General features: G+C 45.0%; 21 protein-coding genes and 2 riboswitches. Of the genes, 4 read left to right on the top strand and 17 right to left on the bottom strand.

What is annotated here, in order from left to right; genetic code table 11:
• Window positions 1-2 precede the first annotated feature (2 nt).
• Window positions 3-893, bottom strand: coding sequence for a LysR family transcriptional regulator (locus AOC32_RS06020; RefSeq protein WP_108508605.1), 891 nt, complete (start codon window positions 891-893; stop codon window positions 3-5).
• Between the two features lie 86 nt (window positions 894-979).
• Between AOC32_RS06020 and AOC32_RS06025 the strand changes: the two genes are divergently transcribed.
• A complete protein-coding gene (locus AOC32_RS06025; RefSeq protein ID WP_108508606.1) occupies window positions 980-1,945 on the top strand; it encodes a sodium-dependent bicarbonate transport family permease in 966 nt (321 codons plus the stop codon).
• Window positions 1,946-1,957: 12 nt separating this feature from the next.
• Here the strand turns inward: AOC32_RS06025 and AOC32_RS06030 are convergent, their stop codons facing one another.
• The 5 genes from AOC32_RS06030 to AOC32_RS06050 form a co-directional block, all read right to left on the bottom strand.
• Complete coding sequence (locus tag AOC32_RS06030; RefSeq protein ID WP_108508607.1) at window positions 1,958-3,037, bottom strand: calcium/sodium antiporter; 1,080 nt, start codon at window positions 3,035-3,037, stop codon at window positions 1,958-1,960.
• 57 nt (window positions 3,038-3,094) lie between these two features.
• Entirely contained in the window at window positions 3,095-4,192 is a 1,098-nt protein-coding gene (locus AOC32_RS06035; protein WP_108508608.1) for a patatin-like phospholipase family protein, read from the bottom strand.
• The gene (locus tag AOC32_RS06040; protein WP_108508609.1) at window positions 4,189-5,874 is read right to left on the bottom strand and encodes an alpha-keto acid decarboxylase family protein; all 1,686 of its coding nucleotides are present in this window, start codon (window positions 5,872-5,874) and stop codon (window positions 4,189-4,191) included. Before AOC32_RS06040 ends, AOC32_RS06035 begins: the two co-directional genes overlap by 4 nt.
• A gap of 77 nt (window positions 5,875-5,951) precedes the next feature.
• Window positions 5,952-7,760 (bottom strand): amidohydrolase, encoded by a 1,809-nt coding sequence (locus AOC32_RS06045; protein WP_108508610.1) that lies wholly within the window; start codon window positions 7,758-7,760, stop codon window positions 5,952-5,954.
• Window positions 7,761-8,004: 244 nt separating this feature from the next.
• Window positions 8,005-9,087, bottom strand: a complete 1,083-nt coding sequence (locus tag AOC32_RS06050; protein ID WP_108508611.1) for a linear amide C-N hydrolase — start codon at window positions 9,085-9,087, stop codon at window positions 8,005-8,007.
• A 211-nt stretch (window positions 9,088-9,298) separates the two neighbouring features.
• Between AOC32_RS06050 and AOC32_RS06055 the strand changes: the two genes are divergently transcribed.
• Both AOC32_RS06055 and AOC32_RS06060 read left to right on the top strand, forming a co-directional pair.
• Window positions 9,299-9,664: a Rap1a/Tai family immunity protein gene (locus AOC32_RS06055; RefSeq protein WP_108509366.1), complete on the top strand. Its 366-nt coding sequence runs from the start codon at window positions 9,299-9,301 to the stop codon at window positions 9,662-9,664.
• Window positions 9,665-9,701: 37 nt separating this feature from the next.
• On the top strand, window positions 9,702-9,974 hold the full coding sequence (locus AOC32_RS06060; protein WP_108508612.1) for a glycine zipper family protein: 273 nt from the start codon (window positions 9,702-9,704) through the stop codon (window positions 9,972-9,974).
• A 106-nt stretch (window positions 9,975-10,080) separates the two neighbouring features.
• Here the strand turns inward: AOC32_RS06060 and AOC32_RS06065 are convergent, their stop codons facing one another.
• From AOC32_RS06065 to AOC32_RS06080, 4 genes are all read right to left on the bottom strand, one after another.
• On the bottom strand, window positions 10,081-11,349 hold the full coding sequence (locus tag AOC32_RS06065) for a D-amino acid dehydrogenase (RefSeq protein ID WP_108508613.1): 1,269 nt from the start codon (window positions 11,347-11,349) through the stop codon (window positions 10,081-10,083).
• A gap of 62 nt (window positions 11,350-11,411) precedes the next feature.
• Window positions 11,412-11,498, bottom strand: a riboswitch (glycine riboswitch).
• Between the two features lie 3 nt (window positions 11,499-11,501).
• Window positions 11,502-11,587, bottom strand: a riboswitch (glycine riboswitch).
• Window positions 11,588-11,706: 119 nt separating this feature from the next.
• Window positions 11,707-12,252 carry a lipid-binding SYLF domain-containing protein gene (locus AOC32_RS06070; RefSeq protein ID WP_108508614.1) on the bottom strand — a complete coding sequence of 182 codons (546 nt, stop codon included), beginning with the start codon at window positions 12,250-12,252 and terminating at the stop codon, window positions 11,707-11,709.
• A 113-nt stretch (window positions 12,253-12,365) separates the two neighbouring features.
• Window positions 12,366-14,048, bottom strand: coding sequence for an amidohydrolase (locus AOC32_RS06075; RefSeq protein WP_159074908.1), 1,683 nt, complete (start codon window positions 14,046-14,048; stop codon window positions 12,366-12,368).
• A gap of 206 nt (window positions 14,049-14,254) precedes the next feature.
• On the bottom strand, window positions 14,255-15,442 hold the full coding sequence (locus tag AOC32_RS06080) for an MFS transporter (protein ID WP_108508616.1): 1,188 nt from the start codon (window positions 15,440-15,442) through the stop codon (window positions 14,255-14,257).
• 287 nt (window positions 15,443-15,729) lie between these two features.
• Here AOC32_RS06080 and AOC32_RS06085 point away from each other — a divergent pair, with 287 nt between their 5' ends.
• Window positions 15,730-17,757 carry an amidohydrolase gene (locus AOC32_RS06085; protein WP_199908486.1) on the top strand — a complete coding sequence of 676 codons (2,028 nt, stop codon included), beginning with the start codon at window positions 15,730-15,732 and terminating at the stop codon, window positions 17,755-17,757.
• Window positions 17,758-18,019: 262 nt separating this feature from the next.
• Here AOC32_RS06085 and panB read toward each other — a convergent pair whose 3' ends face one another.
• The 7 genes from panB to AOC32_RS06120 form a co-directional block, all read right to left on the bottom strand.
• A complete protein-coding gene (gene panB, locus AOC32_RS06090; RefSeq protein ID WP_234409709.1) occupies window positions 18,020-18,907 on the bottom strand; it encodes a 3-methyl-2-oxobutanoate hydroxymethyltransferase in 888 nt (295 codons plus the stop codon).
• Between the two features lie 20 nt (window positions 18,908-18,927).
• Window positions 18,928-19,833 carry a phytanoyl-CoA dioxygenase family protein gene (locus AOC32_RS06095; RefSeq protein WP_108508618.1) on the bottom strand — a complete coding sequence of 302 codons (906 nt, stop codon included), beginning with the start codon at window positions 19,831-19,833 and terminating at the stop codon, window positions 18,928-18,930.
• An 11-nt stretch (window positions 19,834-19,844) separates the two neighbouring features.
• Window positions 19,845-21,167: a TRAP transporter large permease gene (locus AOC32_RS06100; protein ID WP_108508619.1), complete on the bottom strand. Its 1,323-nt coding sequence runs from the start codon at window positions 21,165-21,167 to the stop codon at window positions 19,845-19,847.
• Entirely contained in the window at window positions 21,160-21,663 is a 504-nt protein-coding gene (locus AOC32_RS06105) for a TRAP transporter small permease subunit (protein ID WP_108508620.1), read from the bottom strand. The genes AOC32_RS06100 and AOC32_RS06105 overlap by 8 nt, the downstream gene beginning before the upstream one ends.
• Before the next feature lie 62 nt (window positions 21,664-21,725).
• Window positions 21,726-22,823 carry a TRAP transporter substrate-binding protein DctP gene (dctP, locus tag AOC32_RS06110; protein ID WP_108508621.1) on the bottom strand — a complete coding sequence of 366 codons (1,098 nt, stop codon included), beginning with the start codon at window positions 22,821-22,823 and terminating at the stop codon, window positions 21,726-21,728.
• A gap of 81 nt (window positions 22,824-22,904) precedes the next feature.
• The gene (locus AOC32_RS06115) at window positions 22,905-23,594 is read right to left on the bottom strand and encodes a GntR family transcriptional regulator (protein ID WP_108508622.1); all 690 of its coding nucleotides are present in this window, start codon (window positions 23,592-23,594) and stop codon (window positions 22,905-22,907) included.
• Window positions 23,594-24,175, bottom strand: a complete 582-nt coding sequence (locus tag AOC32_RS06120) for an antibiotic biosynthesis monooxygenase family protein (RefSeq protein ID WP_108508623.1) — start codon at window positions 24,173-24,175, stop codon at window positions 23,594-23,596. Before AOC32_RS06120 ends, AOC32_RS06115 begins: the two co-directional genes overlap by 1 nt.
• Between the last annotated feature and the right edge of the window lies 1 nt (window position 24,176).

A 24,176-nucleotide genomic window follows, 5' to 3' on the forward strand; every position in this document is an offset into this window, starting at 1 on the left:
AGTTATTTTTGTTTGGCATAGTTTCCAAGATGGGCTTTAAATGATTCAGCCAGTGGAGATAACTTTTTACCCTTTAGCGTCACAATATGCCAATGCGAGATCAATGGAAAGTCCCTAAGCTTTAAGATCGCAATCTCTCGATTGATGCTATCCCCAAGAGAATGCATCGATAATGCGGCAATTCCTAAGTTTGCTGCTACTGAATTTCGTACTGCCTCATTTGTTCCAAGCTCCAACCGAATATTGGGAAAAAAATGCTTCTTTCGGAAATACGCATCAACTGTCATACGCGTTCCAGAGCCCCGCTCTCGCATTACAAACTTCTCCTGCTTGAGATCTTTTAACTCCAAGTCCCGTCGTTTGGTTAATGGGTGATTCTTTGCCGCAATAATAGCAATCGGGTTTGACATAAAGATCGCATCATCAATCTCAAGATGCGATGGCGGCATTGACATAATGTAGAGATCATCCTGATTGCGCTCGAGACGCTGCACCACCCCATCACGATTGAGTACCTCAAAGGCAATCTCAATATCTGGATGCTGTTTGTAAAAATCGCCTAGCATTTGAGGGATAAAGTACTTGGCAGTACTCACTGCTGCCACCCTAAGTCGACCCTTGGTTAGGCCTTTCATGAGCGCCATCTCTTGTTCAAAGCTTTGCCACTCATCCATCATGGCCTGTGCTGATTTAGCCAATTGCTCTCCAGCAGCTGTTAGATGAACTTTCTTTGAGATCACTTCAAACAAAGGTTCGCCAATGTTTTCACTCAGTTCCTTTAATTGCATGGAAGCGGTTGGTTGGGTTACATAGGAACGTGCGGCGGCACCGGTCACGCTACCTGTTTCCACTAAAGCAAGAAATAATCGAAGTTGACGAAAACTAACATTCATAGATATTTATCTATATATAAATATTTAATAATTGATTTTACTTTATAAATACTGCTGCTTATGATTTCCTCACATTTGGAGAAATCATGCAAAACCTGTTTGACCCTGCTATCTTGTTTTTTGTCTTTGGCTGCTTTGCTGGCCTAATTCGTTCGAACTTAGAGATCCCGCGCTCAATTGCTAAATTCCTCTCGCTCTACCTACTGATGGCATTGGGCCTAAAAGGTGGATTTGCTCTAGCAAAAACCGGGCTTAATACAGAAATTGCCTTCAGTCTCCTGGTTGCTCTAGCCATGGCATTTATTGTTCCAGTACTGGGTTATTGGTTCTTAAAGGAGCGGATTGCGAAGTTTGATGCGGCAGCAATTGCGGCATCTTATGGATCAGTCAGTGCGGTGACCTTTGTGACGGCGATTCAGTATATGGAGCAAAGTCAGCTCAATCCAAATGCTTACATGGCGATTGCATTAGTAATAATGGAATCGCCAGCGATTATCATGGCGGTCTTATTAGCTAATATGCTGCGTCATCAAAGCCAATCAACCCAGGGCACTCAAGGGCTTTCTCTGAAGGGCATCTTGCATGAATCCTTTACTGATGGGGCACACTTATTATTACTTGGGTCAATGGCGGTAGGATACTTCAGTGGTGAGGCTGGGAGAACAGTAATGCAGCCATTCTCAGGCGATCTCTTTAAGGGTATGCTAGCCTTCTTCCTCTTAGATATGGGCCTGATGGTCGCCAACAATTTTAAGGAGGCTAGGAGCAACTCTCTGACCCTAATTGGCTATGCCTCGATTAGCCCATTTGTTCATGCCTCTTTAGCACTGGGCCTTTGTCTACTTTTTGAAATTTCATTAGCAGACACCATCTTACTCATGGTTCTGTCTGCAAGCGCATCATATATTGTGGTTCCAGCAGTACTCCGCTATGCGATACCAGAAGCAAATCCCTCGATCTATTTTGGCCTATCCATTGGCATCACCTTCCCCATCAATATCTTGATCGGCATTCCATTCTATGCATGGCTGGCTCAGAGCCTCGGAGGTTAAAGACTGTCGCCACTAACCAGAATCTTTGGAGGATTTTCCAAGCATCATGACCATTAATGTGACGATTGTTAGTGGCAATACAAAACTTAGCATGGTTGCGGAATAAGTTGGTAGAGCATCATGCTCTTTAGAGGCCAACACGAGATAAGTTACATATGCGCAATAGTAGAAGATAAATAAGCCACCCTCCCAGCGGGCAATTTGCCGACCAGATACAAAAATGGGGATACAGGCTAGGGAAACGGCCAGCATGACCCAAAGATCAAAGTTCACAACCGAGGGAGGAACTTGTATGCCTGAAGGAGCCAAAATACCAATCACTCCAAGACAGCCGAGGATGTTGAAGATATTGCTGCCAATCACATTGCCAACCGCAATATCACGCTCGCCTTTAAGGGCGGCGATGATCGATGTCGCCACCTCAGGCATTGACGTTCCTGCAGCCACAATCGTTAAACCAATCACGATATCGCTCACGCCAATCGCTTTGGCAATCGCGATCGATGCATTGACAAACCAATCCGATCCAAGTACCAAAAGAAATAGTCCCGCTACTACAAGAAAAATACTCATCCATAGACTTGAATCTTTCTTAACTGGACTCCTAATCGCGAGCTCTTTGGCATACATATCTTGCGCCTGAGTTGATTCTTTTTTAGACTGCCAAATCAAAAATATGGTGTAGCTAGCGAGCAAGGTCAGTAACAATAATGCCTCTGGCATTGTAAGAGCCTCATCAATGATGAAGGCAAACAATAATGTATTGAGTCCAATCAGAATAGGTATCTCTTGGCGAATAATTTGGTAATGCACAATCAACGGCGCAATGAGTGCAGACGATCCAAGAATAAATAGGATATTAAAAATGTTGCTTCCCACAACATTGCCAACTGCTAAATCGGTCACGCCCGAAAGAGCTGCTTTGGCAGAAACTGCAAGTTCTGGTGCACTGGTACCAAAGGCAACAATTGTCAGCCCAATCACAAGAGGCGTAATACCAAAAAAAGATGCGATGCGACTAGCCCCACGTATTAAGCAATTAGCACCAATAATCAGAAACACTAAGCCGACACAAAAATAAAGAATGGTCACCTGTTGCCTAGCAGATTCGTAAGAGTGGTACGGGCTTTATTTAAAAGGATGAATGCCTTAGGCCCAGAACTTTTTCATTTCTGGGAGGTCTTGCATACCGCGATCGTAACCAAACTTAATCGCGGGCGCCATGATACCAGGATCCACTACGCTCAGTGTCTTACGACCTGGCAACATCCCAACCACGACCAATTTCGTTTTGGTCCCACCGGCTTCTAGATCCTTCACCTCTTGCAAGATGGTGTTAGGCAAATGATTAAGGCGAAGGCCCGCCTTCTCTTGGGCAAGCGTATCGGCCAAGGCAAATACCAGGGCGCGCTTTGAACCAGCGATCACATCGCAATGGGTTTCTGTTGGGCCAATCGTGCCGTCCATACAGACCCGATCTTTGACCCAGGTCGGTCCAGTCACACCAGGAGCAGATGCACTAGCGGCAATCGCGGTTGCAACTGGTATACCAGAATCCGGAGCAATCACTAAACGCTCGGCTGTGTAGCAATCAATCGTGGTGATATACATCTTAGGCGGAATCTTTTTGAGATCACCAATGAATACTTTAATGTTCGTCTCAAACTTATCTTGTGGGATTGATTTAGCTGCCATCGCAGCATGTCCAATTGCCTGAATGGTGGCGGGATTGCCATCTTTAGCCTCAATACCCATCTTCATGACTCGCTCTTGACTGGGTGAAAACTTATTGGTTGGCACAAACTTGGCCATGATTTTAGGGTAATCGGCTAATAGATTAAATTCAGCGGAGAATAGATCAAGGCGCCCTCCTAATAAGGCACTGCCCAGCAATGCACCCGCTGAAGAGCCCACCACAATATCGGCTAGGCGCAGGTTGACACCATTGCTTAGCATGGCGTGGAAGTAGCCTACCAAGAATGAGCTCATATACTCTGAGCCGCCACCCAATACGAGTGCGCGATCCTTGCCTTTGCCCGGAGGGTTCTTGTACGGAATGGGATGTGCGAGTCCATCATTCCAGTTCGCAGTCGATGCCTGAATATTTTTGGCATCCTGCGCCTTTGCTTCGGCAACGGCTTTACTACATGCATTACTGGTCTGCGCTAGTGCTGAGCCTCCAGTAACAGATGCAGCAACCCCGAGTGCAGAAGTTTGTAGAAATTGACGACGGTTCGATGATGTCATGCTGATCTTCCTGGAATATTGGTTTTGTAGATTTGGTTTTGCACTGTCTCTGGGAGTGGCTGACTCTCGGAAGCGGGGATCATCACCTCAATATACGAAGCGCAATCGCTCGTATTGGCTTTCTCAATCGCAGCATCGAGTTCTGCCACGGTGCTCACCCGCGCAGTGAACCAGGTATGGCATCCCATCGCCCCTGGAATTTGTGCGTAGTTCCACTGGGCTAGATTGTCATACGATGGACCAATTTCACTTAATACGTTCTCCACCCCATAGATGCCATTGTTCAATACAAAAATGATGGGCTTGATGCCGTAGCGTCCCATCACCCCGATTTCATTGGCAGTGAGTTGATGGGAGCCATCACCCGTTACCAAGATGGTTCGGCCTTTGGTATTGGCCATGCAAATCCCTTCGGCGGCGGGGGTAGCCCAGCCAATCGAGCCCCACAAGGTCTGGGTCTGAAAACCTACTCCGTCGGGTAAGCGCATCGGTGTGGTGTACAGAACACAGGTTCCGGTTTCAACGACCAAGACATCACCGCTCTTTAGCAAGGCATGTAGACGGGGGTAAAAATTAGCAGACGTTGTTGGATCGGATGGTTTGGCCACATCAGGAGTTACGGAGGAATTGATGGGGTTTGACTGAGAGCGTGCCTGGATCTTCTTGGTTACACCCTGTAAGACATCCTCTAGGGCAACGCCAGTAAAGATGGTGCTGCCCATGCGCACAAACTGATCACCAATGGTGAGTTGCTTAGTTGATGCAATGGTATCTGACCAGAAGGTGGTATTGAAATCTTCAAAAACGATCCCGCCAATATCAAGTACTAGGTCAGCCCCCTCCACAATCTCTTTCACTTGGCTGGGGCTCGATCCTGCGCCGTTATAGATGCCCAAATAGCCGGGATGCGCCTCTGAAAGAGTGCCCTTATCCATGGGTGAGCATGCAAACGGTATCTTGCTCTGATTAAAGAACTCGATGGCAGTTGAGATGGCCCCATAGCGTGCCAGTAGTTGAGTGGGCAATGCCACAATGGTTTTGCTGGCCGCGATCTTACTGATGATGAAATCAATTGCAGCCTCGAGTGAAGCGGGGTCGCTGCTGGCTCGTTCAATATTGGCTAATAGGGTTCCCTTGATGGGCTTACCAATCACCGGCATTCTGGCAAGATCCATGGGCACTGTGATGTATGCCGGTGCACTGAGACGCAATGCCTCCCGAATCACACGCTCCATCTCGGCAATCGCGTTATCAGGTGTTAAGTAAGCCGATACACAACAGGCCGCTTCTGAGAGATAGCGAAAGTTGTTATACACCCCATCCCCCAAGGTGTGGTGAGTAATCAATCCTTGGCGCTGGATTTGGGTACTAGGCGCTCCAACAATATGAAATATCGGCAAGCGCTGGGCCCTGGCACCCATCACACCATTGATGGCGCTCAACTCCCCTACCCCATAAGTGGTTGATAAGATGGCAGCCCCCTGAATTCGGGCATAGCCATCGGCGGCATAGGCGGCGTTTAGTTCATTGGCACACACAATCCACTCAACCCGATCGCAAGATTCAATTGCATCATCAAATGGGAAAGAATAGTCTCCAGGGACCCCGAAGACGCGATCAATGCCTAAATCGGCTAAACGATTCACCACATATTCTGCAACGCTTGGTCCGTTTGAAGCCATGACTACTCCTAGTATTTAATTGAACTTGACCATTTTAAGCAGACTCTCATAACGGGCAACACCCGACTCATAGAGATTTAATACGGCCTCTCTCGACTGGTTTCAGAAACCGGTATGTATCTACCTCCCAATACAGTACCAATAATGGGCACATCTTTGATCTTCTGCTTGGGTACCGCAGTCGGGTCAGCTTCTAGCACCGTGAAATCTGCAAACTTACCAGGCTCAATCGAGCCGACTTTATTTTCTAGGCCCATGATGTAAGCAGCATCAATCGTGATCATCCGCATTGCTTGCTCTACCGTTACAGCCTCAGCAGGTGCCCATTTTTTATCCCCTGAATACAGGCCCTGGCGATTAACAACTGCCCAAACTTGAGTCAAAGGTTTTGGAGTGGTAACCGGATTATCCGAATGAAGTGCCACGACAACCCCTTGACTTGTTAACATACCCACTCGAGTGGCATACGCTGCTCGATCATATCCAAGCTCAGGAAATTGAATATTTGCTCGTTGATAAAAATAGGAAGGATTGACGCTAGCAACCGCTCCCAATGCTTTGATCTTACGCACCATCATGGAGGTCGGCAGACCTAAGTGCTCCAGGGTAAAGCGATGATCAAAACGCGGTCTGCGATCTTGCAAAATTTGTAGAGCGTTCAGAGAGTTCTCAATACCAGCACTGCCATTGGAGTGCACATGGATTTGAAAGCCCGCATTCCACCACGGTTGCATCGCGATCGCCAGGGATTCGGGGGTTGGATAAAAAATGGTGCCCAAGCGAGCATCGGTATATCCAGGGCTATCCACTCGCATCGTATTACTTAAATATGCATCATCGCCCATAAATTTGATCCCTTTATAGTACAGACGATCCGTATTTAATTTTTGTAACTCTTTCACTTTGGCAATTGCCTTATCGCCGTATTTCTCTAAGAATGCATCGGCATAGGCAACTTGCATGACGCGTAACGAGGTGACATCGGAAGATGTAAATTTTTTGGCCAGTTCTTTTTCAAGTTCAATATCGACAATTCCGAAAGTCATTTCAGAGGTTGTGGTGATACCGCCCTGCTGAGCAATGTCATTGGAGTAGAGCATGGCTCTCTGAATGCGCTCCGGAGTGAAAAGATCCTTAGCTGCAAATTTCACAGCATATGGTGTTGCGATTGCACCCAGAAATTGCCCATTGAGACTGCCATCAGGGTTAAATCCAACCCCAGGAATCTTCTTGGCTTCGTCAATATTTGTGATGTATTTCTTTAATGCCGCAGAATTAAAGAAAATATTGTGTTCCGATGAGTCCCAAACCAAGATAGGTCTGGTTGAAGAAACTTGGTCCAACAACTCCTTGTTGGGCATTCGTTTCATTGCTACGATGTCGTAACCCCAAGCCAGCAGAGTCTGATTGGGGTCAGCCATCCCTGCGGAATACTCCTTGAGCTTGGCAATGGCTGCATCCAAATCCTTAACTCCAGGGAATGGCTTACCCCATGGGCTAGGAAGCGGCAGATACGTTAGCGGGTAACTCGTTTGTGTAACGCCTGCAAAGAAAGGATGCTGATGCGGATCGACAAAACCCGGATACAAAACCTTACCCTCAAATTGACGATCTATCCGGGTTGGATACTTATCAGTCCATGGCTTTAAATCGGCAATCGAGCCCACCGAAAGAATTCTTCCATCCGCAACTGCAACTGCTGTTGCAGTGGGCATCGCTGGATCCATTGTGACAATTTTCTTGGCCACATACACCGTAATATTTTTTGGGGTGACAAATGAAGGTGGGTCAATGAAGCTATGGGCTAGCGAATGACTATTTGCAAAAAGAGTAGCGGAAGCGACCATTACGAAAGAAAGCAAGGTCTTGGATAAAGTGGTTTGCATAAGATGAATGGATATGGATAAGGCTAATAATTGCCTTCGTTAATCAAGCTTTTTCAAGAAAAGTGTAGCAGGGTCTATCAAGAAATAACTAATAATTTAATGAATTTTTACATCCTTTCTTGAAAATATGACAACGCTGTTACATCGATTGTTTGTTAGGAGATCCCATCGATTAATACTCAACACGCGTCAATAAAAAACCACCCGAAGGTGGTTTATTAAGTATCTAGACCGATTTTAAATATCAGGGAACGATTTTCTGCGCCTGATACTTTTGATCAATCTTGATGGTGACGATCCCCGGCTTATCAAAATTGATTGTCTTCAAATCAACCATTCTTAGAGGCTGATAGTCGTAGGTTGAAAAGTAGTACTGACGGTTATTGATATCCCCAATGGTGCTCCATTGCGTGAACTCCATAAAGGCCTTTGGGCCAGCAGAAGATCGTACACTGCCCCTAGGAACGTCAAAGTTATGGAACACATGCTCAGCCAAGCGTACATTCTCATCGGCATTTTTTGCTGGCACGATCGTTGAGGCAAAGGCAACGGCGCGCACAAACCGAGATGGCGGTGTATTGTCCCCTGGCAATCCTAGAAAGCCGGCACCATTACCAGTTGGATTGATCATTTGACCCATTACTTTTTTTCCAGCTGGTTGAACTGGTGACAAATTCACATAATTGGATAAATTCGTTACATGCCAATCGAATGGGGGCGAATTCGTCATTACGCCAAATGGATTATCGGTGGCTACTAATTTTCCATTGAGAGGCTCAATCACCAAAACACCGCCCTTAGCATCGTGCAGTACGTAATGAAGCGGTGGCACAACCTTCAAATCACCCTGCTCAACCGCCACCACAGAAATAGTATTGAGGGCGGCCTTTACTTCAGAGACATTCTCAAAATTTGAGAGCGCCCACACTAGAAACTCCCAAGGGGCCAAGGTTTTTTTAGGATCTGCATTTGCAGGACTTGTATAGGATGCATATCCTGGGAAATAGAGCATGCCTCCAGTCATTCCCTTTTCATTCATACCATCCACCACGATCGGCTGATTAAAGCCATTCAGACCAACCACGCCATACTTACCCACCCAAGTAGCGCCTTTGGTATTTTTGGGACCAGTGCCCACAAATTGGGTCTTTCTTGGCATCACCACTAAGTTCGAATACATCGGAAACTCGAATTCCATGGTGCGACCATAGACTCGGCTACCGTCTTCGGCAACCAACTGAAAACTGGTACAGGCAACTGCTTGACCAATTGGCGTCAGTCCAATCGACAAAGCCGCAAGTAAACAGGCTAATTTCTGAAGCTTCATAAGAACTCCTATGGGGTTGGTATTAACTTTTGGAACTATACATAAGTTTTATAACGATGAATTCAGTTTTACCCTAATTTTTACATTCCGGATGAATAGCAAAAGCATACCAATGGGTGCACCAATTTGAGTCTTTCATCACAATCAGTACTTATTATTTAAGGATCGCGCTAGCATGGATATAATGAATCAACTAATTGAGAGGATCATCATGAAAAAACTCCCTTTATTCCTATTATCTGCTTTGGCATTTTCTTTTTCTGCTGCAAGCCATGCACAAGAGAAAATTAATGTTCTGAGCACGCAACAACTGGTTAATGAATGCAAAGCACCTGTGAATACTGAGCCGCGTACCTTTTGCGTTGGGTTCACTAAGGCAGTGTACGAAACCTATTTAGCGACCCGCCATCCACAACATGCGGTTCCCTATATCTGTATTAATCCGATCCCACGGCGTGATGATGTGATTAATGGCTTTGTGAAATGGTCTAATGAAAATCCCGAGGCGCGTGATAAGCCGGCCGCTGGGGTCTTCTTGGGATATCTTGCCATGCGTTATCCATGCCCCAAGAAATAAATCTGAGATCCATCCATCTATTTTTTAGGAGTCACTAATGAAAAAAATTCTAGCTGTCGGAGTTGTTGCTATCGCCCTTACTGGCTGCTCCAATATGGATAGCACCCAACAACGTACCCTCTCCGGTGCTGCCATTGGTGCAACTGCAGGGGCAGTTGGCACTGCCATTTTTCATGGCAATCCCATTTGGGGTGCAGTGGGTGGTGCAGCGGTCGGTGCCGCCTCTGGTTATTTGTATGACTCATACAAGAAACAACAAGCTTCGGAATACAACGCTGGTTATCAAGCTGGCAAAAGTGCTAACCAGTAAACCGGCGTAGTGGTTTAGTGGTGCTATTCAAAGGGGCCCGATGGCCCCTTTTGTTTTACTGAACATGCAACTTAGTTGATCTGAAACAATCTATTCAGAATCCTTTTCAAGCCACAGCGACCTTCCCTAGTGATGGCTTGGGATAAAAGCGGGGCTGATGTGCCGATCCATCAATGATGTCTGCGATCATCTCGGCGGTACATGCCGATAGTGTCCACCCCAAATGGCCGTGACCGGTGTTATAGAACACGTTGGCCTGCTTGCCTTTCCTAACTCTAGGAAGCATATTGGGCATCATCGGACGCAGGCCTGCCCATGGCACAACCGAGCGCGTGTTCACTTTCGGGAAACATTGCTCTACCCAGTTCACAAGAGGCTTAATCCGATCCATCCGAATATCACGGTTTTCGCCATTAAACTCTGCAGTGCCGGCAATCCGGAAGCGATCAAGTCCCAAGCGACTCGTGACTAGTTTGGTCTCATCATCCAAGAGACTGACGGTTGGTGCGCCCTGCTGACTTCCCTCATCATTGAGGTTCACCGTAATCGAATAACCTTTGACAGGATAAACATTCAAGCGATCGCCCAGTTGTGCAGCTAAATCACGACTGGCGATGCCAGCACACACCACAATGTTGTCAAAGCTCAATTGCTCTTGGTGTTCGTTGTTCTTTAGCTGAACGTGAACTTTCTCGCCATTCGATTGCACCTGGACCACCTCGTGATCATGAATGAATGTCACGCCGAGTCGTTCGCAGGCTTTGGCAAGCCCTACGGTGAACTTATGAATATCACCCGTAGAATCACTCTCCGTGTAATACCCGCCGTAATACTCTCCGGAGAGTGTGGGCTCAATTAATTTCATCTCAGACGGTGTAACGGCTTCGCGTTGTAATCCACCCATTGCTAGGAGTTTGGATACTTCACCGGCATGCTTAAATCCGGCTTGATCACGGTAAATATGCAAGATCCCCTCTTTTTTGAGATCAAAATCAATACTCTCCTGCTTTGCCCAGCTAAACAAATGGTTTCTGGCATCAATCGCCATCTTGGCCGTTTGAATGGTATTGGCTTTGTAGTTTGGGATCGCTGCCATAAATTCAGCAAACCAGGATGCTTTATGCCAACTGGGTTTCATATTGATCAGTAGCGGTGCATCCTTTTTGAAGATCCATTTGAGGCCTTTGAATACCGTACCCCAGTGGTTCCAAACCTCGGCATTTGAGGCGGAGAGCTGACCGCCGTTGGCAAAGGAGGTTTCCATTGCGGCATAGCGATGCCGTTCAATCAAAGTAACGCGATAGCCGCGCTTGATAAGTGCGTAAGCAGTAGTGACGCCCGTAATGCCGCCACCAATAATGACATAGGATTTCATGGTTGGTCCAATCAATACGTCGGGGGTTAAAGCTCATTGGCACCATGCGCAATGAACACCCCCTCTGTTTTGGACCTGAGAGATTCGCAAGTCAGAGACTTGCTTGCTCCTGCGGTGCTTTAGTTGACGTAACTAAAGGCTCTTCAGAGTTTGCAGTGATATCGGTTCTTTTGCCTGAGAGTTTCCGGGGTGGTTGCTCCTTCGGCGCTGTCAATACAGTCTCTCCCGATACCAATCCTACAACTACGACTTCATTCTAGGTTTGCCTGATCAAGACTGTCAACTGCATAACTCTGGCTTCATTTCACCTATTGAAATTAATCCAGGAATCGTGTCTGGCGCCCTATACAAAATCTCTTACTTTGCAAGCTTTGTAATTTTGTTGCCCTGAATACCAAGGCCAGCCATGACGCCCTTTTGTGCCGTGATGAACGCATAAATGTCGTCTTGGGCAGTAATCGTGGTTGTGGAACTGGCTGCGCCTTGATCGACTAACACTACGCTAGGGCCTACACCTACCTCAAAACCCTGGGTTGAGTCTAGGGCACTGAGAGCAGACTCTTTCATAAAGAAGAGCACATAGCCAAATTGCTGAGCTCCTGCCTGTAAACCATACGAGCCGCCAGCAGTGTTGTAATAAGCGACTGGTCTGCCTTGTTTGAATAACACCCCATCACCATATTGGCCTCCCAAAATAAAGCCGGCTTTTGTGACTACTGGAAACACTAAGGTAGCAATGGCTTTCTCGCTCAGTTTTTTCGCACTCTCATTACTGGCTATTAATTGGCTCAGTACAACTCGTGCATCGCGATCCAACTCTGAACGACTATCCGCATGGACAATTCCAAAGCTTAAAGCGAATGGGATTATTAAAAATGCAATGAAACGTTTAATAGAAATCATAGTGTGCCTTAGAAAAACTAATGATGAGACTAAGATAAATAAATGGGATCCTGTTTGAGATTCGTGGTGTCGGCAAGAGGGAGAGCAAATAAACAGGGTTCTACTCAAACTAATTAATTTGGTCTCTTAAACAGAGATTTACCCTGCTTGATTGTTTCTAGAACCTGAATGTCTTTAATTTCATCGGGATTGACCTTTAATGGGTTTTTATTAAGGATGACTAAATCGGCGAACATTCCCTGAGCAATCATTCCCTTAGTCCCTTCTTCTTTGTACTGATAGGCAGCATTCGTTGTAAAACCCTGCAAAGCCTGATACGGTGTGATCCGCTGATCGGGACCAAGAAGTGTGCCCTTCACTGTCTTACGATTGACTGCTGTCCACATTGAAAATAGAGCGCTAGGTCCTGAAGATGGGGTGTCATTGTGGATACCAATCCGCAAGCCAGCATTTTGAACCCACTTGAGAGGGTTATGATTGGCGGCTCGCTCAGGCCCAACAATTTGTTGATAAACATCGCCATATAGCCATAAATGATTAATCAGCATGATGGGTAATACCTGTTTTTCTTTAAATTGCTTGAGCTGATCTTGACGGGCAAACATGGCATGAGAAACCACGGTTCTGCGATTTTCAGTAATACCAGTCTCCTTGATTGCCTTATCTAAGGCAGCTAGGGTCATATCGATACCAGCGTCTCCATTACTGTAAGCAAAATATTGAATATTTTTCTCGTAAGCAAGTTTTGCATAATGGTCAATGAGGCTTTGTGGGTTATATGGAAAACCCCGCCAATCTTTATCAAAGCCCGTAGTAACCAAATACGGCTTGGTCATGTATGCCAGACGCAGTTGTGGCGCGCCATCGGTAGGCACCATCATGCCGGCTACCTTAAATCCTTGCTTTCCTTTGTTATACCTCCCAAAAGGATATTGTGGATTTGCTTTGAGTAGCTGATCCACCACATCATAGGTTGGCAAGGCAATTAGATCAATTGATACGACTCCCTTTTCAATAGCTTTCTGCATTGACTGAATATCACTCACCTCAGCTTCATAGCTCTGGGCGGTCGTAAAACCATTCTCTAAATAGATCTTCTCTGCCTTTTGGTATGTTTGGAAGGTTAAATCCTGCGAGTACTTTCCAACGGCTTGGGCAATAGCGCTCAGGTAGGGCATACCTATCAACTCACCGGTCAATTCACCAGTTTTAGGATTAATTGGAATAAAGCCTGATACAGCTTTAGTAGCTTTAGTTATTCCAAGTTTTTTAAGCCCAGCCGAGTTCGCGATCCCCGTTAGGGTCGAGATGTTTGCAATTAATACTGGTTGACTCGGAAATGCTCGGTCCAAATCTGCTAGCGTCAATGGACCATCGCTTAGGAGTGGGTCAGCATAACCAGTTCCAATGAGCCAACCGTTAAATGGCTTGCCCTCATTCTTTAATCGTTCAATTAGTTGGGCTTTGGTCTTGGGAGGCTTATCTGAAAAGTAGGCCAAGTTAACGCCCAAGGTATTTTGAGCGATCAACGTAAAGTGTCCCCAGGAGTCAATAAAGGCTGGCAACATCGTGCGCCCATTTAAATCAACCAGTTTTGGACCCTTACCCGCGACTGTCATTGCCTTGGCTTTATTTCCCACATAGGTAATTTCATTACCTTGCACCACGACCGCTTCAACGTATTGAGGAGCATCTCCTTTCATTGTCAGAATGTCACCATTGAAGTAAACCGTTGAGTTTTGAGCCATTGCAACGGTTGAAAGGAGTGTGAGTATGAGACTGATAATTTTATTCATGGGCAGGAATAATGGTTTTAAGCTTGTTAATTGAATTCTCACAGATAAATTGATTGTAAGGGAGCCTCATTACCGGGAAGATTAATTGACCCTTGGAGCTGGGTTGGGCCAATCCAAACTTTATGTCGGGGTCATATTCAAGCGTTTGTCGGGAAAACCGACATTTTGATCGCAGAAATCTTTCTAACTCAATTTTATTGTTTACATTAAATAAAAAAATTCCTTTCAGATCTCTTAAAAACCCAAAACGCCATTAAGAAGAAAGCAATGATTGCGCAGCTGCCTGAGAACATAAATGCATAAAAGGGGCTTATGGATTCATAGATCCAGCCAAAGATAATTGAGGCCGGTAATAACATTAGGCCATTAATCAAATTAAACCAACCAAAGGCCGTTCCCGTGAGACCTTTGGGTGCTAAATCAGCAACCAAGGCTTTTTCAACTCCTTCGATTGCTGCTTTAAATAAGCCATAGACAATGAATAACCCAAAGACTTGATAGATGCTCGCACTTGGTAACCCCATGCCAATATAAAACAATGCAAATGCAAGCCAAGCAATCAGAATAAAGCGCTTGCGCCCCATGGTATCGGATAGCGCTGATAACGGCGTTCCAAAGATGGTAGTGATCAGCGATATCGCAGCCCATAGAAGCGGGATTTGCTCTTGAGGAACTCCCAATTCTTTGGCTCGGAGCAGCAAAAACATGTCCGAGGAATTACCTAAGGCAAAAATTGCGGCCACAATCAAGTAGCGCTTAAATTCAATGGGCATCCCCTGTAAAGACCAACTAAAGCGATAACGTGTTAAAGCGCTGGTTTGGGAAGGTTCCTGAATATAGAGTGCTAACCCAATCGCAATGACTGCAGGAATAATGGCCCACAGGAAAATGTCTTGGATTGGCATACCCTGAGCCAGCAAGAATGCTGCCAGCAATGGTCCGATCACGGCGCCCGCATTATCCATCGAGCGATGTAGGCCAAACGTGACGCCACGTTGGTTCTCAGGTACGGTTTCTGCCAAAAGAGCATCTCTGGGTGAGGTTCTCAAACCCTTACCCATCCGATCGGTAAAACGGATCGCGACCACCCATAACCACGAATTAGCGATGGCAATGAGAGGACGACTAAAGCCCGCCAAAACATAACCCAGAACGATCCATGGCTTGGCTTTTTTGGTGCGATCCACAATCACACCCGAAACCAATTTAAAGATACTGGAAGATGCCTCAGCAATTCCCTCGATAATGCCCAGCGCTTTGGGTCCTGCCATTAATACTGTTGCCAAATACAGCGGCATTAAGGGATAAACCATTTCACTGGCGGCATCGTTTAGAAAACTAATAATGCCAATTAGCCAGACGGTGCGAGGGAGCGCGAGGATGGTTTTAACCATGATGCTTCAACTCTAACACCATAGTTAATCGACAGTGGCAGGTAAATCAAGCAGTTTTAACAACAACGCATTGGGCAGCAGTTAAGCCAGTACCGCGTATTTAAATCGATTGCCTACCATTTAGAGGAATTGGCAGATCTGAGAAGCACAATACTATCAATGACTTATTGCGTCCTAGGTTAAGCAAGTGAGTGGGCACTGGAACCAAATAACCTCAAAGTCAAAATAAAAATATACTCTTTCTTAAGCTAATTTATGCGCTAACAGCGGGGTGTTTAGTAGTAGCAATGACTCATTTATCAAAAATTTTGTTTGTTCTGTTGCTATCTTGGAGTATGCTCGCGCAGGCTCACGATACCAAGCGTCCCCGTATCGGCGCTCCGAATCAGCAAACCCCTGCAGGCGTTCCCGAAAACTGGGGTACCTATTGCGTTACAGAACTTGCGCCCCTATTCCGTGAGGCATTGGCACTATACGGCTCCAATAATCTAATGATTAGCAAGCCCTATGGTGGTCAATTTAGTAAGGCTCCAAACCTTTCTTCAGGTAGCAACCCCCTACCGCGCGTGTTACCGAAAATTCCGTTTACACCCCCTGTCCATATTGGACAGAAAGATAAAAAGATCACAGTCTATGTGGCTAAGAAAATTGTCACAATGGATCCTGGATGGCCATATGCTACTGCAGTAGCGGTTCAAGATGGACGCATCCTCTCCGTTGGCAGCTTTGAGGATCTCAAACCCTGGCTCGATAAGCATCCCTATGAAATCAATACTAGCTTTAAAGATAAGGTGATGTATCCCGGCTTTATCGAAGCGCACGGCCATCCGGTCATGGGCGGGATTGCAATTAGTCTTCCACCCCTGACCTACTACCCCTTACGTAATCCCTATGGCCCTGAATTCCCAGGCGTAAAAAACTATTCCGAGATGATTACTAAGCTCAAAGAATATGTCGCACAAGCCAAGTCCCCCGATCAAACGATCTTGACCTGGGGCTTTGACTCGGTGGCCATGGGTGGCAAAAATCCTACCAATATAGATTTAGATAAAGTCTCCAAAACCAATCCGATCATCCTATGGGATGCCTCAGAGCACTTTGTTTTTGCGAATTCAGCAGCCATTAAAAAGTATGGCGTTACGAAAGAACAGTTAGCTAAAACGATTGGTGCTGGACGCAATCCTGATGGAAGCTCCAACGGTCAGTTTTTAGGTACCGAGGCAGCAAAGCTCATTATGCTAAAACCCCTCGCTGAAATATTAACGCCCGAGCGAGGCCTATACAGCTTACGCTACATTAGCGCACTCATGCAGCAGGCAGGAATTACCACCACGGGCGATCTTTTCTATGGCGGCGTTAACTTAGATCTCGAAAACCAACTGGTCAATGAGGTATTCGGTGGACCTAATGCAAAGGCTCGAATTGTGCATGTGGTTGATGGCATCACGTTCATGGGTATCTACGGCTCCAAAGCGATTGACCAAGCCATTGCATTACGTAAACGCAGTAATGATCAAATCATTTTTAATGGTGTTAAATTTTTTGCCGACGATGCATTTGTAAGCCTTGGGATGCAGTTGGAATGGCCTGGATACATTGACTCCGATAAATACAAAGGGCTATTTATGTTTAATAGCCGCGATGATTTTCTCAAAGCAATGCGGCCTTGGTGGCAAACTGGCTTTCAGATTCATGTCCATTCCAATGGCAGTGGCGGCAATCAAATTACCCTTGATGCACTCGAGATCCTACAGGCTGAGCACCCTCGCTTTGATCACCGCTTTACCTTCGAGCATTTTGGTATCTCGACAACCGCACAAGGACGTCAATTAAAGGCCTTGGGTGCAATTGTTAGTACCAATCCGTACTATGTCAGTGAGCGTGCTGATATCAATGCCAACTATATCGGCACTGATCGTGCATCCTTAGCTGCTCGAATGGCCTCTCTCATTAATCAAGATGTGGTGGTTGCACTCCATTCGGATACCCCCGTCGGAATCCCATCGCCCTTACTGGAAGTTTGGATTGCAGTAAACCGGGTCGGCAGTCAATCTGGCAAAGTACATGCGCCCTATGAGCGGGTTTTAGATGTCAATCGGGCAATGAAAATGGTGACGATTGATGCTGCTTATGCTTTAGGTATTAATGATCGGGTTGGCAGCATCGAGGCGGGTAAATTTGCTGATTTTGTGGTGCTTGAAACCGATCCACAAGAGGTTGATCCTCTCAAAATTAAGGATATCCCAGTTGTTGCAACAATCCTTGGCGGTCGCCCTACCCTCACTTCCGAAACTAAAACACCAAACTGGAAGTAACGGTTAGCCTGCGTAGCAGGAGTCGAACCTGCGACCTACGGCTTAGAAGGGCTGGCTAATCTGCTTTAGACAATGTCAATTAATGGCTTAAAGTGCCCTGATTTGTGTGTTCGTCAAAACAAGGGTCGTCATGGAGTTGGATGGGATCTCGTGTGGGTAGTCATGGTGTCGGCAGGCGTTTGTCGGGAAAACCGACATTTGAATAATGGAAACAAAAAAAGGCCACGCGAGGTGGCCTAATTGGAGACATGCAAAACTAGAATTAAATTTGTTTTCTTTTTTCGACCATTCCTAAAAACTTTTCATACTCTTTTTCGTCAACTGAGTAACTGTGGTCATCATCAGGAAATTTTCCAGATTTAACTTCACCAATATATTCTTTGATACCTTTTACCGCAACTTCAGTAAGATTCGCATAACGTTTTGTGAACTTTGGCTTGAAATCAGAAAAAACACCTAAGAGATCATGGCACAAAAGAATCTGACCATCTGTCCCTACTCCGGCACCAATTCCTATGGTTGGAATTTCTAGTTGCTTGGAAATAACAGTCGCAATCTTCGCAGGAACAGCCTCAAATTCCAACATGAAGCAACCGGCATCCTGAATCGCAAAAGCATCTTCAAGAATTTTCATGGCAGTCTCTGCTGTTCTTCCCTGAATTCGAAATCCTCCAAATACAGCAACGGTATGGGGAGTCATTCCAATATGTGAAGCAGTAGGTATGCCAGCATCAACCAGAGCCTTAAGGATGTGAGCTTGAGATTTCCCGCCCTGAGGCTTTACAGCATCACATGCAGCATCTTGCATGAAGCGAGTGGCGTTCTGTAGGGCGCGGTCAATTGTGTTGTAGCTTTGATAAGGCATGCACCCCAAAACAAAAGTATTGGGGGCTCCCCTGCGTATGGATGCTGCATGCATAACCATCATATCCATGGTTGCAGGAATCGTATTGGGATGACCATGCGCGATCATGGCGAGACTATCGCCAACCACTGCAACATCAACACCGGCTGTTTCAGCCCATTTTGCAGATGTGTAATCAGGAACTGACATATAGACCATTTTTTCACCGGTCTTTTTTGACTCCCGAATCTCTTGTAAATTTCGCTTCTTTTTTTCAGTTGCGCCTGACCCTACAGGTATATTCAAAATATTCTCCTTTAATTTGACTACATCATTACCTTTTCTGCATCTTCTTGTTGCTGCAATGAAAAAATCGAAGAGTAACCGCCCGACCAATCTGGTGGGATAAGACATGGCAATGGATCATGATGGGCAAATTGAGCCCTTTTTCCGGTCAAGATTACCTGATCATGTTTTGGTTTTAACGGGTTCACTGTATATGGGAATGCATCTGCTGAAGTCAGCGTATAAAGCAATAAAGGCCTTCCCAAATTAGATTGATTTGCTGGTGATCCGTGTATAGTTCGACAATTATGTAAGGTTAAAGAGCCGGCAGGCCCAGTTAAATAAACGGCTTTTTCAATATGAACCTTTTTAATATCTCCGTCAGACAGGCAGCCAACCCATTTTCCTGTTTCATCGTACTGACTCATCATTGGTTCAAGCAAATGACTTTTTGGGATTACGCCTAATGGTCCTTGATCCATTCCACAATCATACAAATAGGTACCGATTGTTAATGGTGAGTAGTTGGTATGTGGCCAGAATGAAATATCGTAGTGCCACTTCACCTCTTCACCACCCTTTTGCCATTTGAAATTTAACTTGGAATGATGAAATTTCACATCGGGACCTACTAGGTCAGCGACTGCATCTAGCATGGGCGATTTACTTACATATTCCCAGAAAACTGGGTGATGCTCTGTCGGATTGGATACTCGCCGCAATCGAGGATCAGAAGGTGTATGATCAGGCTCAAGATCAAAGATCATGTCCGATTTAGTCACCTTCTTGCTTCGCTCAACAAGCTCATTAGTTGCATCGCGTAATTTGGTCAACCATTCATCATCAATGAATTTCTCTAACAAAATATATCCATTATCGAAATAATCCTCACGCTGCTTTTGTGTAAGAACGCGTGCTGGAATCTTCAGAATTTGTTCAGGGGTCATCTTAATTCTCCTTATCTAAAGTTCAACATCACACTTGGTAAATAAGTTACCAAAGATGGAAAAGTCATCACAATTACTAAAGTCAAAGACTGAAGTACGATAAATGGAACAACGCCACGATACATATGCTTAATATTGATTTCCTCAGGAGCAACAGCGCGTAAATAGAAGATTGCTGGCGCCATCGGAGGTGTTAGATAAGAAGTCTGAATCACAATGAGAAATAGAATACAAAACCAGACTGGGTCAAAACCAGCGCTTGTTATCAGTGGCGTAAAAAGAGGTACAAAAATTAGGACAATTGAAATCCAATCAAGAAAAAAGCCGGAGAGGAAAATAATCGATAGCATCAATGCAAGGAGTACCCACGGACTTAATTGCATTTGATTGATGATGTTATTTGCAGTATTGATCCCACCACCTCCTATAAATACGCCTGTAAATAGAGATCCCGCCAATAAGACCGCCATAATCATTGCGGTTATTAGCAGCGTTTTTATTAATGCTTGATACAAACCTTTCCAGGTAAAGTTTCTGTATAGAACTGTTAATAAAACTGAGGCGATCGCTCCAATTGCAGCAGCCTCGGTCGGGGAAGCTAAACCAAAGAGGATGGAGCCTAAGACTGCCACGATCATGAGTAATGGGGGCACAAGATTTTTTGTTGAAATCCAAATTTTTTCTCGAAAGCTGGGCTCTCCAGGCTCGGGTGGAATGCGAGGACCTCTATCAGGGTAAATAACACACAAGGTAAAAATATAAATTAAATACAGAGAGGCCATAATTAGGCCAGGAAATACCATTCCGTACAGTAAGTCACCCACAGAGACTGTAGCCAATGGGCCCATGACGACCGCAACAACGGACGGAGGTATGATTGTTCCAAGCGATCCACCAGCACAAATAGTTCCCGAAATTAAACTTTTGTTGTATTTGTAGCGCAGCATAATCGGTATGGTTAAAAGTCCTACTACGGACTCTGTAGCGCCAATAACTCCACTAGAAGCTGCAAAAATAATGCACATAATGACGGTCGCTAATGCCAAACCGCCGGGTAAACGCCTTGTCCAAATATGGATAGCTTCAAATAGCTTATCTGCAATTCCTGATTTTTCAAGAATTGCGCCCATAAAAACAAATAATGGAATCGCTGCAAAAACAAAATTTGACGAAATATCTTCTATTTTTTCAATAAATTGAAAAATTACACGATCGCTAAAAATATAGAGCCCAAATAGAACGGCCGTAATCATCATTGCAAAGGCAACTTGTACACCCAAAAACATCAGTACAAATGCCATGGGTAACATTAGGAATGGAATAATGTCACTCATGGCTAACGGCCTTATATTTCTGGAGAGATTTCATAATCTCTGCATAGACTTGTAATGCAAGTAGGGCAAATGCGATTAGGAAAACAACTCGAAATGGCCATACTGGCATATTCATTGCTGATTGGCCACTACGTTCACCTTTTATAAATCCAGAAACCAAATATCCAGTTAAGCCGTACGTTAGCCACAACATCAACGGTAAAATGATTGAATAGGAACAAATATCAATTAAAGCTCGCGTCTTTGCGCTCATTGCTTGGCTAAAAATATCAATTCGAATAAATTGACCCTGCTGAAGGGTATATGCCATCCCTAATAAAAAGTGGCTACCGGTTAGCATGTAACCAACCTCATAAGCCCAAATAGTAGGCGCCTCAAATACATATCGGGCAATTACTTCATATGTTGTAGTAAGTACCAGTGGCACCAAGGCAAGAGAGGCCAAAATTCCAATATTGCCTGTCAAACGTTCAATCTGATTAACAAACGGACTCATGTTTTACTTTTCTGATGTGAATGGAAAAAAGGAGGTCTAACTTATTAGACCCCCTTTACACATTACTTTTTAGCGGCCGGCGGATTAGCACTAACTGTTTTTGTTTTCACTGTTCGCCAACCAGAGGCACCTTCCCATAATTTATCGAGCTGTTGTTGGCTTTCAAAAACTGGTGCGAAAAATGGATATTTATTTTCTTTAGCAGTTTTAGCAGCCCAATCTAGTCCAATCTTACGAGCGGCATATTGAACCTCGGGAGAGAGCTCAATGATCGTATTGCCTGCCTTGCGATAAAACTCCAGCGCCTTGGCATCTTCCTGACCAACAATGAGCCAGCTTTCCAAAGTCGTGAGCTTTGCGCACATGTCGATTAATTTTTTATCGGCCTCAGAAAGCTTAGACCATACACCCTTATTGATTACAAGTTCAAATGGAGCGCATGGCTGATGAATCCCTGGATAAATCACAAATTTAGCAACCTTATGGAAACCCATGGGAATATTCTCATAAAGGGTACCCCACTCCACTGCATCAATTGCTCCTCGCTCTAACATTGGATACACATCAGCACCGGGGGTTGTTACTGGAGCAGCACCAAGGTCTTTTGACATCTCCAACCAAGCACCAGCAGTTCTTAATTTCAGACCCTTTAAATCATTAAGAGTTCGTACAGGCTTTCTCGAGTGTAAAAAAGCTTCTGCAGTTCGAATGAATAAAGGCATCGAAATTACATCATCAGTTTGCTCTCGATATTTTCTTTGCATATCAGTACCGCCTGCCGTGTACAGCCAATGCAGCATGCGTTCGGAGTCAAATGAACCAGCATAGCCTCCAAATAAAACGGTAGTTGGATCTTTACCCCAATCCCAGCCCATCCATGTGTGTCCCAATTCAGCGACACCATTCTTAACAGTCTCTGGAACCTTTAAAGCATTACCCAAGGCGCCGCCTGGAAAGATTTGTATCTTGAATCGCCCACCACTATATTGCTCTAACTTGTCTGCAAAGGCTTTGGAGCCCAAATCAGTTAAAGGACCGCCACTCCATCCAGTTGCCATTTTCCAGTTATAGCTCGCGCCTTGAGCCTGAACCGTAATTGGAAATGCCATAGCGGCGGCAGCTGCAGCGCCACCTGTTTTAAGAAAATCACGTTTTTTCATTTCACGTCTCCTTGGTTAACCTACTCCGCTTCATACACTAAAAATTAAAAGCCAACTTCTCCGACTCTCAACCCACACCCTTTACTCTGAATGACTAAATGTTTTACGAGTTAAGTTTTCAACACAATCAATCAATCTATCTAGCGCTGCTCCAGCATCTAGCTCATTTCCTTTTGCAATTGCAGCCGCTAAGGATCCATGCAAATTAGCCATTTCGGTAACCCCAGCAAAATGATGAAAATTTCCAAACCAAAAACGTCGGGACATGCCATGCAATGGAGACATCGCAGCAGCCGCAAATTCGTTACGAGCCGCAATAACTGTTAAATCATTTAGCTCTTTATCAGCTCGTCTAAATAATGCGTCGTCCTTGTCCTTGGCTGCTTTATAAAATTCTTTAGCTAATCGCTCGAATTCTTTTCGTTCTGTAGGGGTTGCTCTTTTAGCAGCCTTCATACAAATTAAACGTTCTAATTCCCTTCTGGTTTCCAATACTCGAAGTTGTTTTTCAGTATTCAAATCAGAAATGAAAATGCCTCTCTTTGGAACTATCGTGACAAGATGCTCGCGACTTAATCGTTGAATTGCTTCACGAATTGGTGTTCGGCCGATACCAAGATATGTTGATAGCTGAGCCTCTGAAACAGGTGTATCAGGAGGCAATTGCATTGTTACGATCATTTCTTCAATTTGGCTATATGCCTGATCGGAGAGAGACGCCTCTTCTGGTGAAACAACAAGTGCAAGATTGGATGATTTACGATTTGCCATTATGAAAATTGGGTGGGTGCCTCAAGTCGATCAAACATTCCATAATCACGAATAACCTCAAACCAAATTAACTTAACCGCGTCTGGGATTGGAATTTGAATTAATTCCTCATCGATGGTGGTATCTGATGCAAATTCAATGATTGAAATACCCCTTTTGGCATCCAATACTCCTTGATAGGTCTTGCTCTTAAACCGCGTAAGAGGTATTTGACAGAGCATTGCTTGAACCTCATCAAATTGACCAATAAGAAGCATAATGCGCTCTCGAATTGTTTTTTCTTGTAGTTGATTATCACTTTGAGCTTTCGAAACTCGCAGTCGGTAGTCATCAAAAACTTGACTCCTTCCACATACCTGAGCACCATTATGGTCTGGCTGGCATCGCCACTGCGCAAGTGACTCCTCATCCCTCCAACATGAAAACGACAAATACCAGTCGTGTTTTTCGAGATTTGCAAACCGCTCAACAGATAAAAAACCTGCATTTTGCTCAACAATGGGTTTTAATTGTGCTGCCATTGAAAAGTACCGTTCAACTTGACCTGGCTTTGGTAATACATCGAATAAAACTGATTGCATT

The sequence above is a fragment of the Polynucleobacter acidiphobus genome (genome assembly GCF_003065385.1).
GTDB lineage: Bacteria > Pseudomonadota > Gammaproteobacteria > Burkholderiales > Burkholderiaceae > Polynucleobacter > Polynucleobacter acidiphobus.

Excerpts from the sequence above, each read along its gene's own strand:
- AOC32_RS06055 (WP_108509366.1), top strand. The coding sequence starts at position 9,299 with ATGAAAAAACTCCCTTTATTCCTATTATCTGCTTTGGCATTTTCTTTT.
- AOC32_RS06115 (WP_108508622.1), bottom strand. The coding sequence starts at position 23,594 with ATGGCAAATCGTAAATCATCCAATCTTGCACTTGTTGTTTCACCAGAA.
- AOC32_RS06065 (WP_108508613.1), bottom strand. The coding sequence starts at position 11,349 with ATGAAATCCTATGTCATTATTGGTGGCGGCATTACGGGCGTCACTACT.
- AOC32_RS06075 (WP_159074908.1), bottom strand. The coding sequence starts at position 14,048 with ATGAATAAAATTATCAGTCTCATACTCACACTCCTTTCAACCGTTGCA.
- AOC32_RS06080 (WP_108508616.1), bottom strand. The coding sequence starts at position 15,442 with ATGGTTAAAACCATCCTCGCGCTCCCTCGCACCGTCTGGCTAATTGGC.
- AOC32_RS06085 (WP_199908486.1), top strand. The coding sequence starts at position 15,730 with ATGACTCATTTATCAAAAATTTTGTTTGTTCTGTTGCTATCTTGGAGT.
- AOC32_RS06120 (WP_108508623.1), bottom strand. The coding sequence starts at position 24,175 with ATGCAATCAGTTTTATTCGATGTATTACCAAAGCCAGGTCAAGTTGAA.
- AOC32_RS06050 (WP_108508611.1), bottom strand. The coding sequence starts at position 9,087 with ATGAAGCTTCAGAAATTAGCCTGTTTACTTGCGGCTTTGTCGATTGGA.
- AOC32_RS06045 (WP_108508610.1), bottom strand. The coding sequence starts at position 7,760 with ATGCAAACCACTTTATCCAAGACCTTGCTTTCTTTCGTAATGGTCGCT.
- dctP (WP_108508621.1), bottom strand. The coding sequence starts at position 22,823 with ATGAAAAAACGTGATTTTCTTAAAACAGGTGGCGCTGCAGCTGCCGCC.
- AOC32_RS06040 (WP_108508609.1), bottom strand. The coding sequence starts at position 5,874 with ATGGCTTCAAACGGACCAAGCGTTGCAGAATATGTGGTGAATCGTTTA.
- AOC32_RS06020 (WP_108508605.1), bottom strand. The coding sequence starts at position 893 with ATGAATGTTAGTTTTCGTCAACTTCGATTATTTCTTGCTTTAGTGGAA.
- AOC32_RS06025 (WP_108508606.1), top strand. The coding sequence starts at position 980 with ATGCAAAACCTGTTTGACCCTGCTATCTTGTTTTTTGTCTTTGGCTGC.
- AOC32_RS06035 (WP_108508608.1), bottom strand. The coding sequence starts at position 4,192 with ATGACATCATCGAACCGTCGTCAATTTCTACAAACTTCTGCACTCGGG.
- AOC32_RS06095 (WP_108508618.1), bottom strand. The coding sequence starts at position 19,833 with ATGACCCCTGAACAAATTCTGAAGATTCCAGCACGCGTTCTTACACAA.
- AOC32_RS06100 (WP_108508619.1), bottom strand. The coding sequence starts at position 21,167 with ATGAGTGACATTATTCCATTCCTAATGTTACCCATGGCATTTGTACTG.
- AOC32_RS06060 (WP_108508612.1), top strand. The coding sequence starts at position 9,702 with ATGAAAAAAATTCTAGCTGTCGGAGTTGTTGCTATCGCCCTTACTGGC.
- AOC32_RS06070 (WP_108508614.1), bottom strand. The coding sequence starts at position 12,252 with ATGATTTCTATTAAACGTTTCATTGCATTTTTAATAATCCCATTCGCT.
- AOC32_RS06105 (WP_108508620.1), bottom strand. The coding sequence starts at position 21,663 with ATGAGTCCGTTTGTTAATCAGATTGAACGTTTGACAGGCAATATTGGA.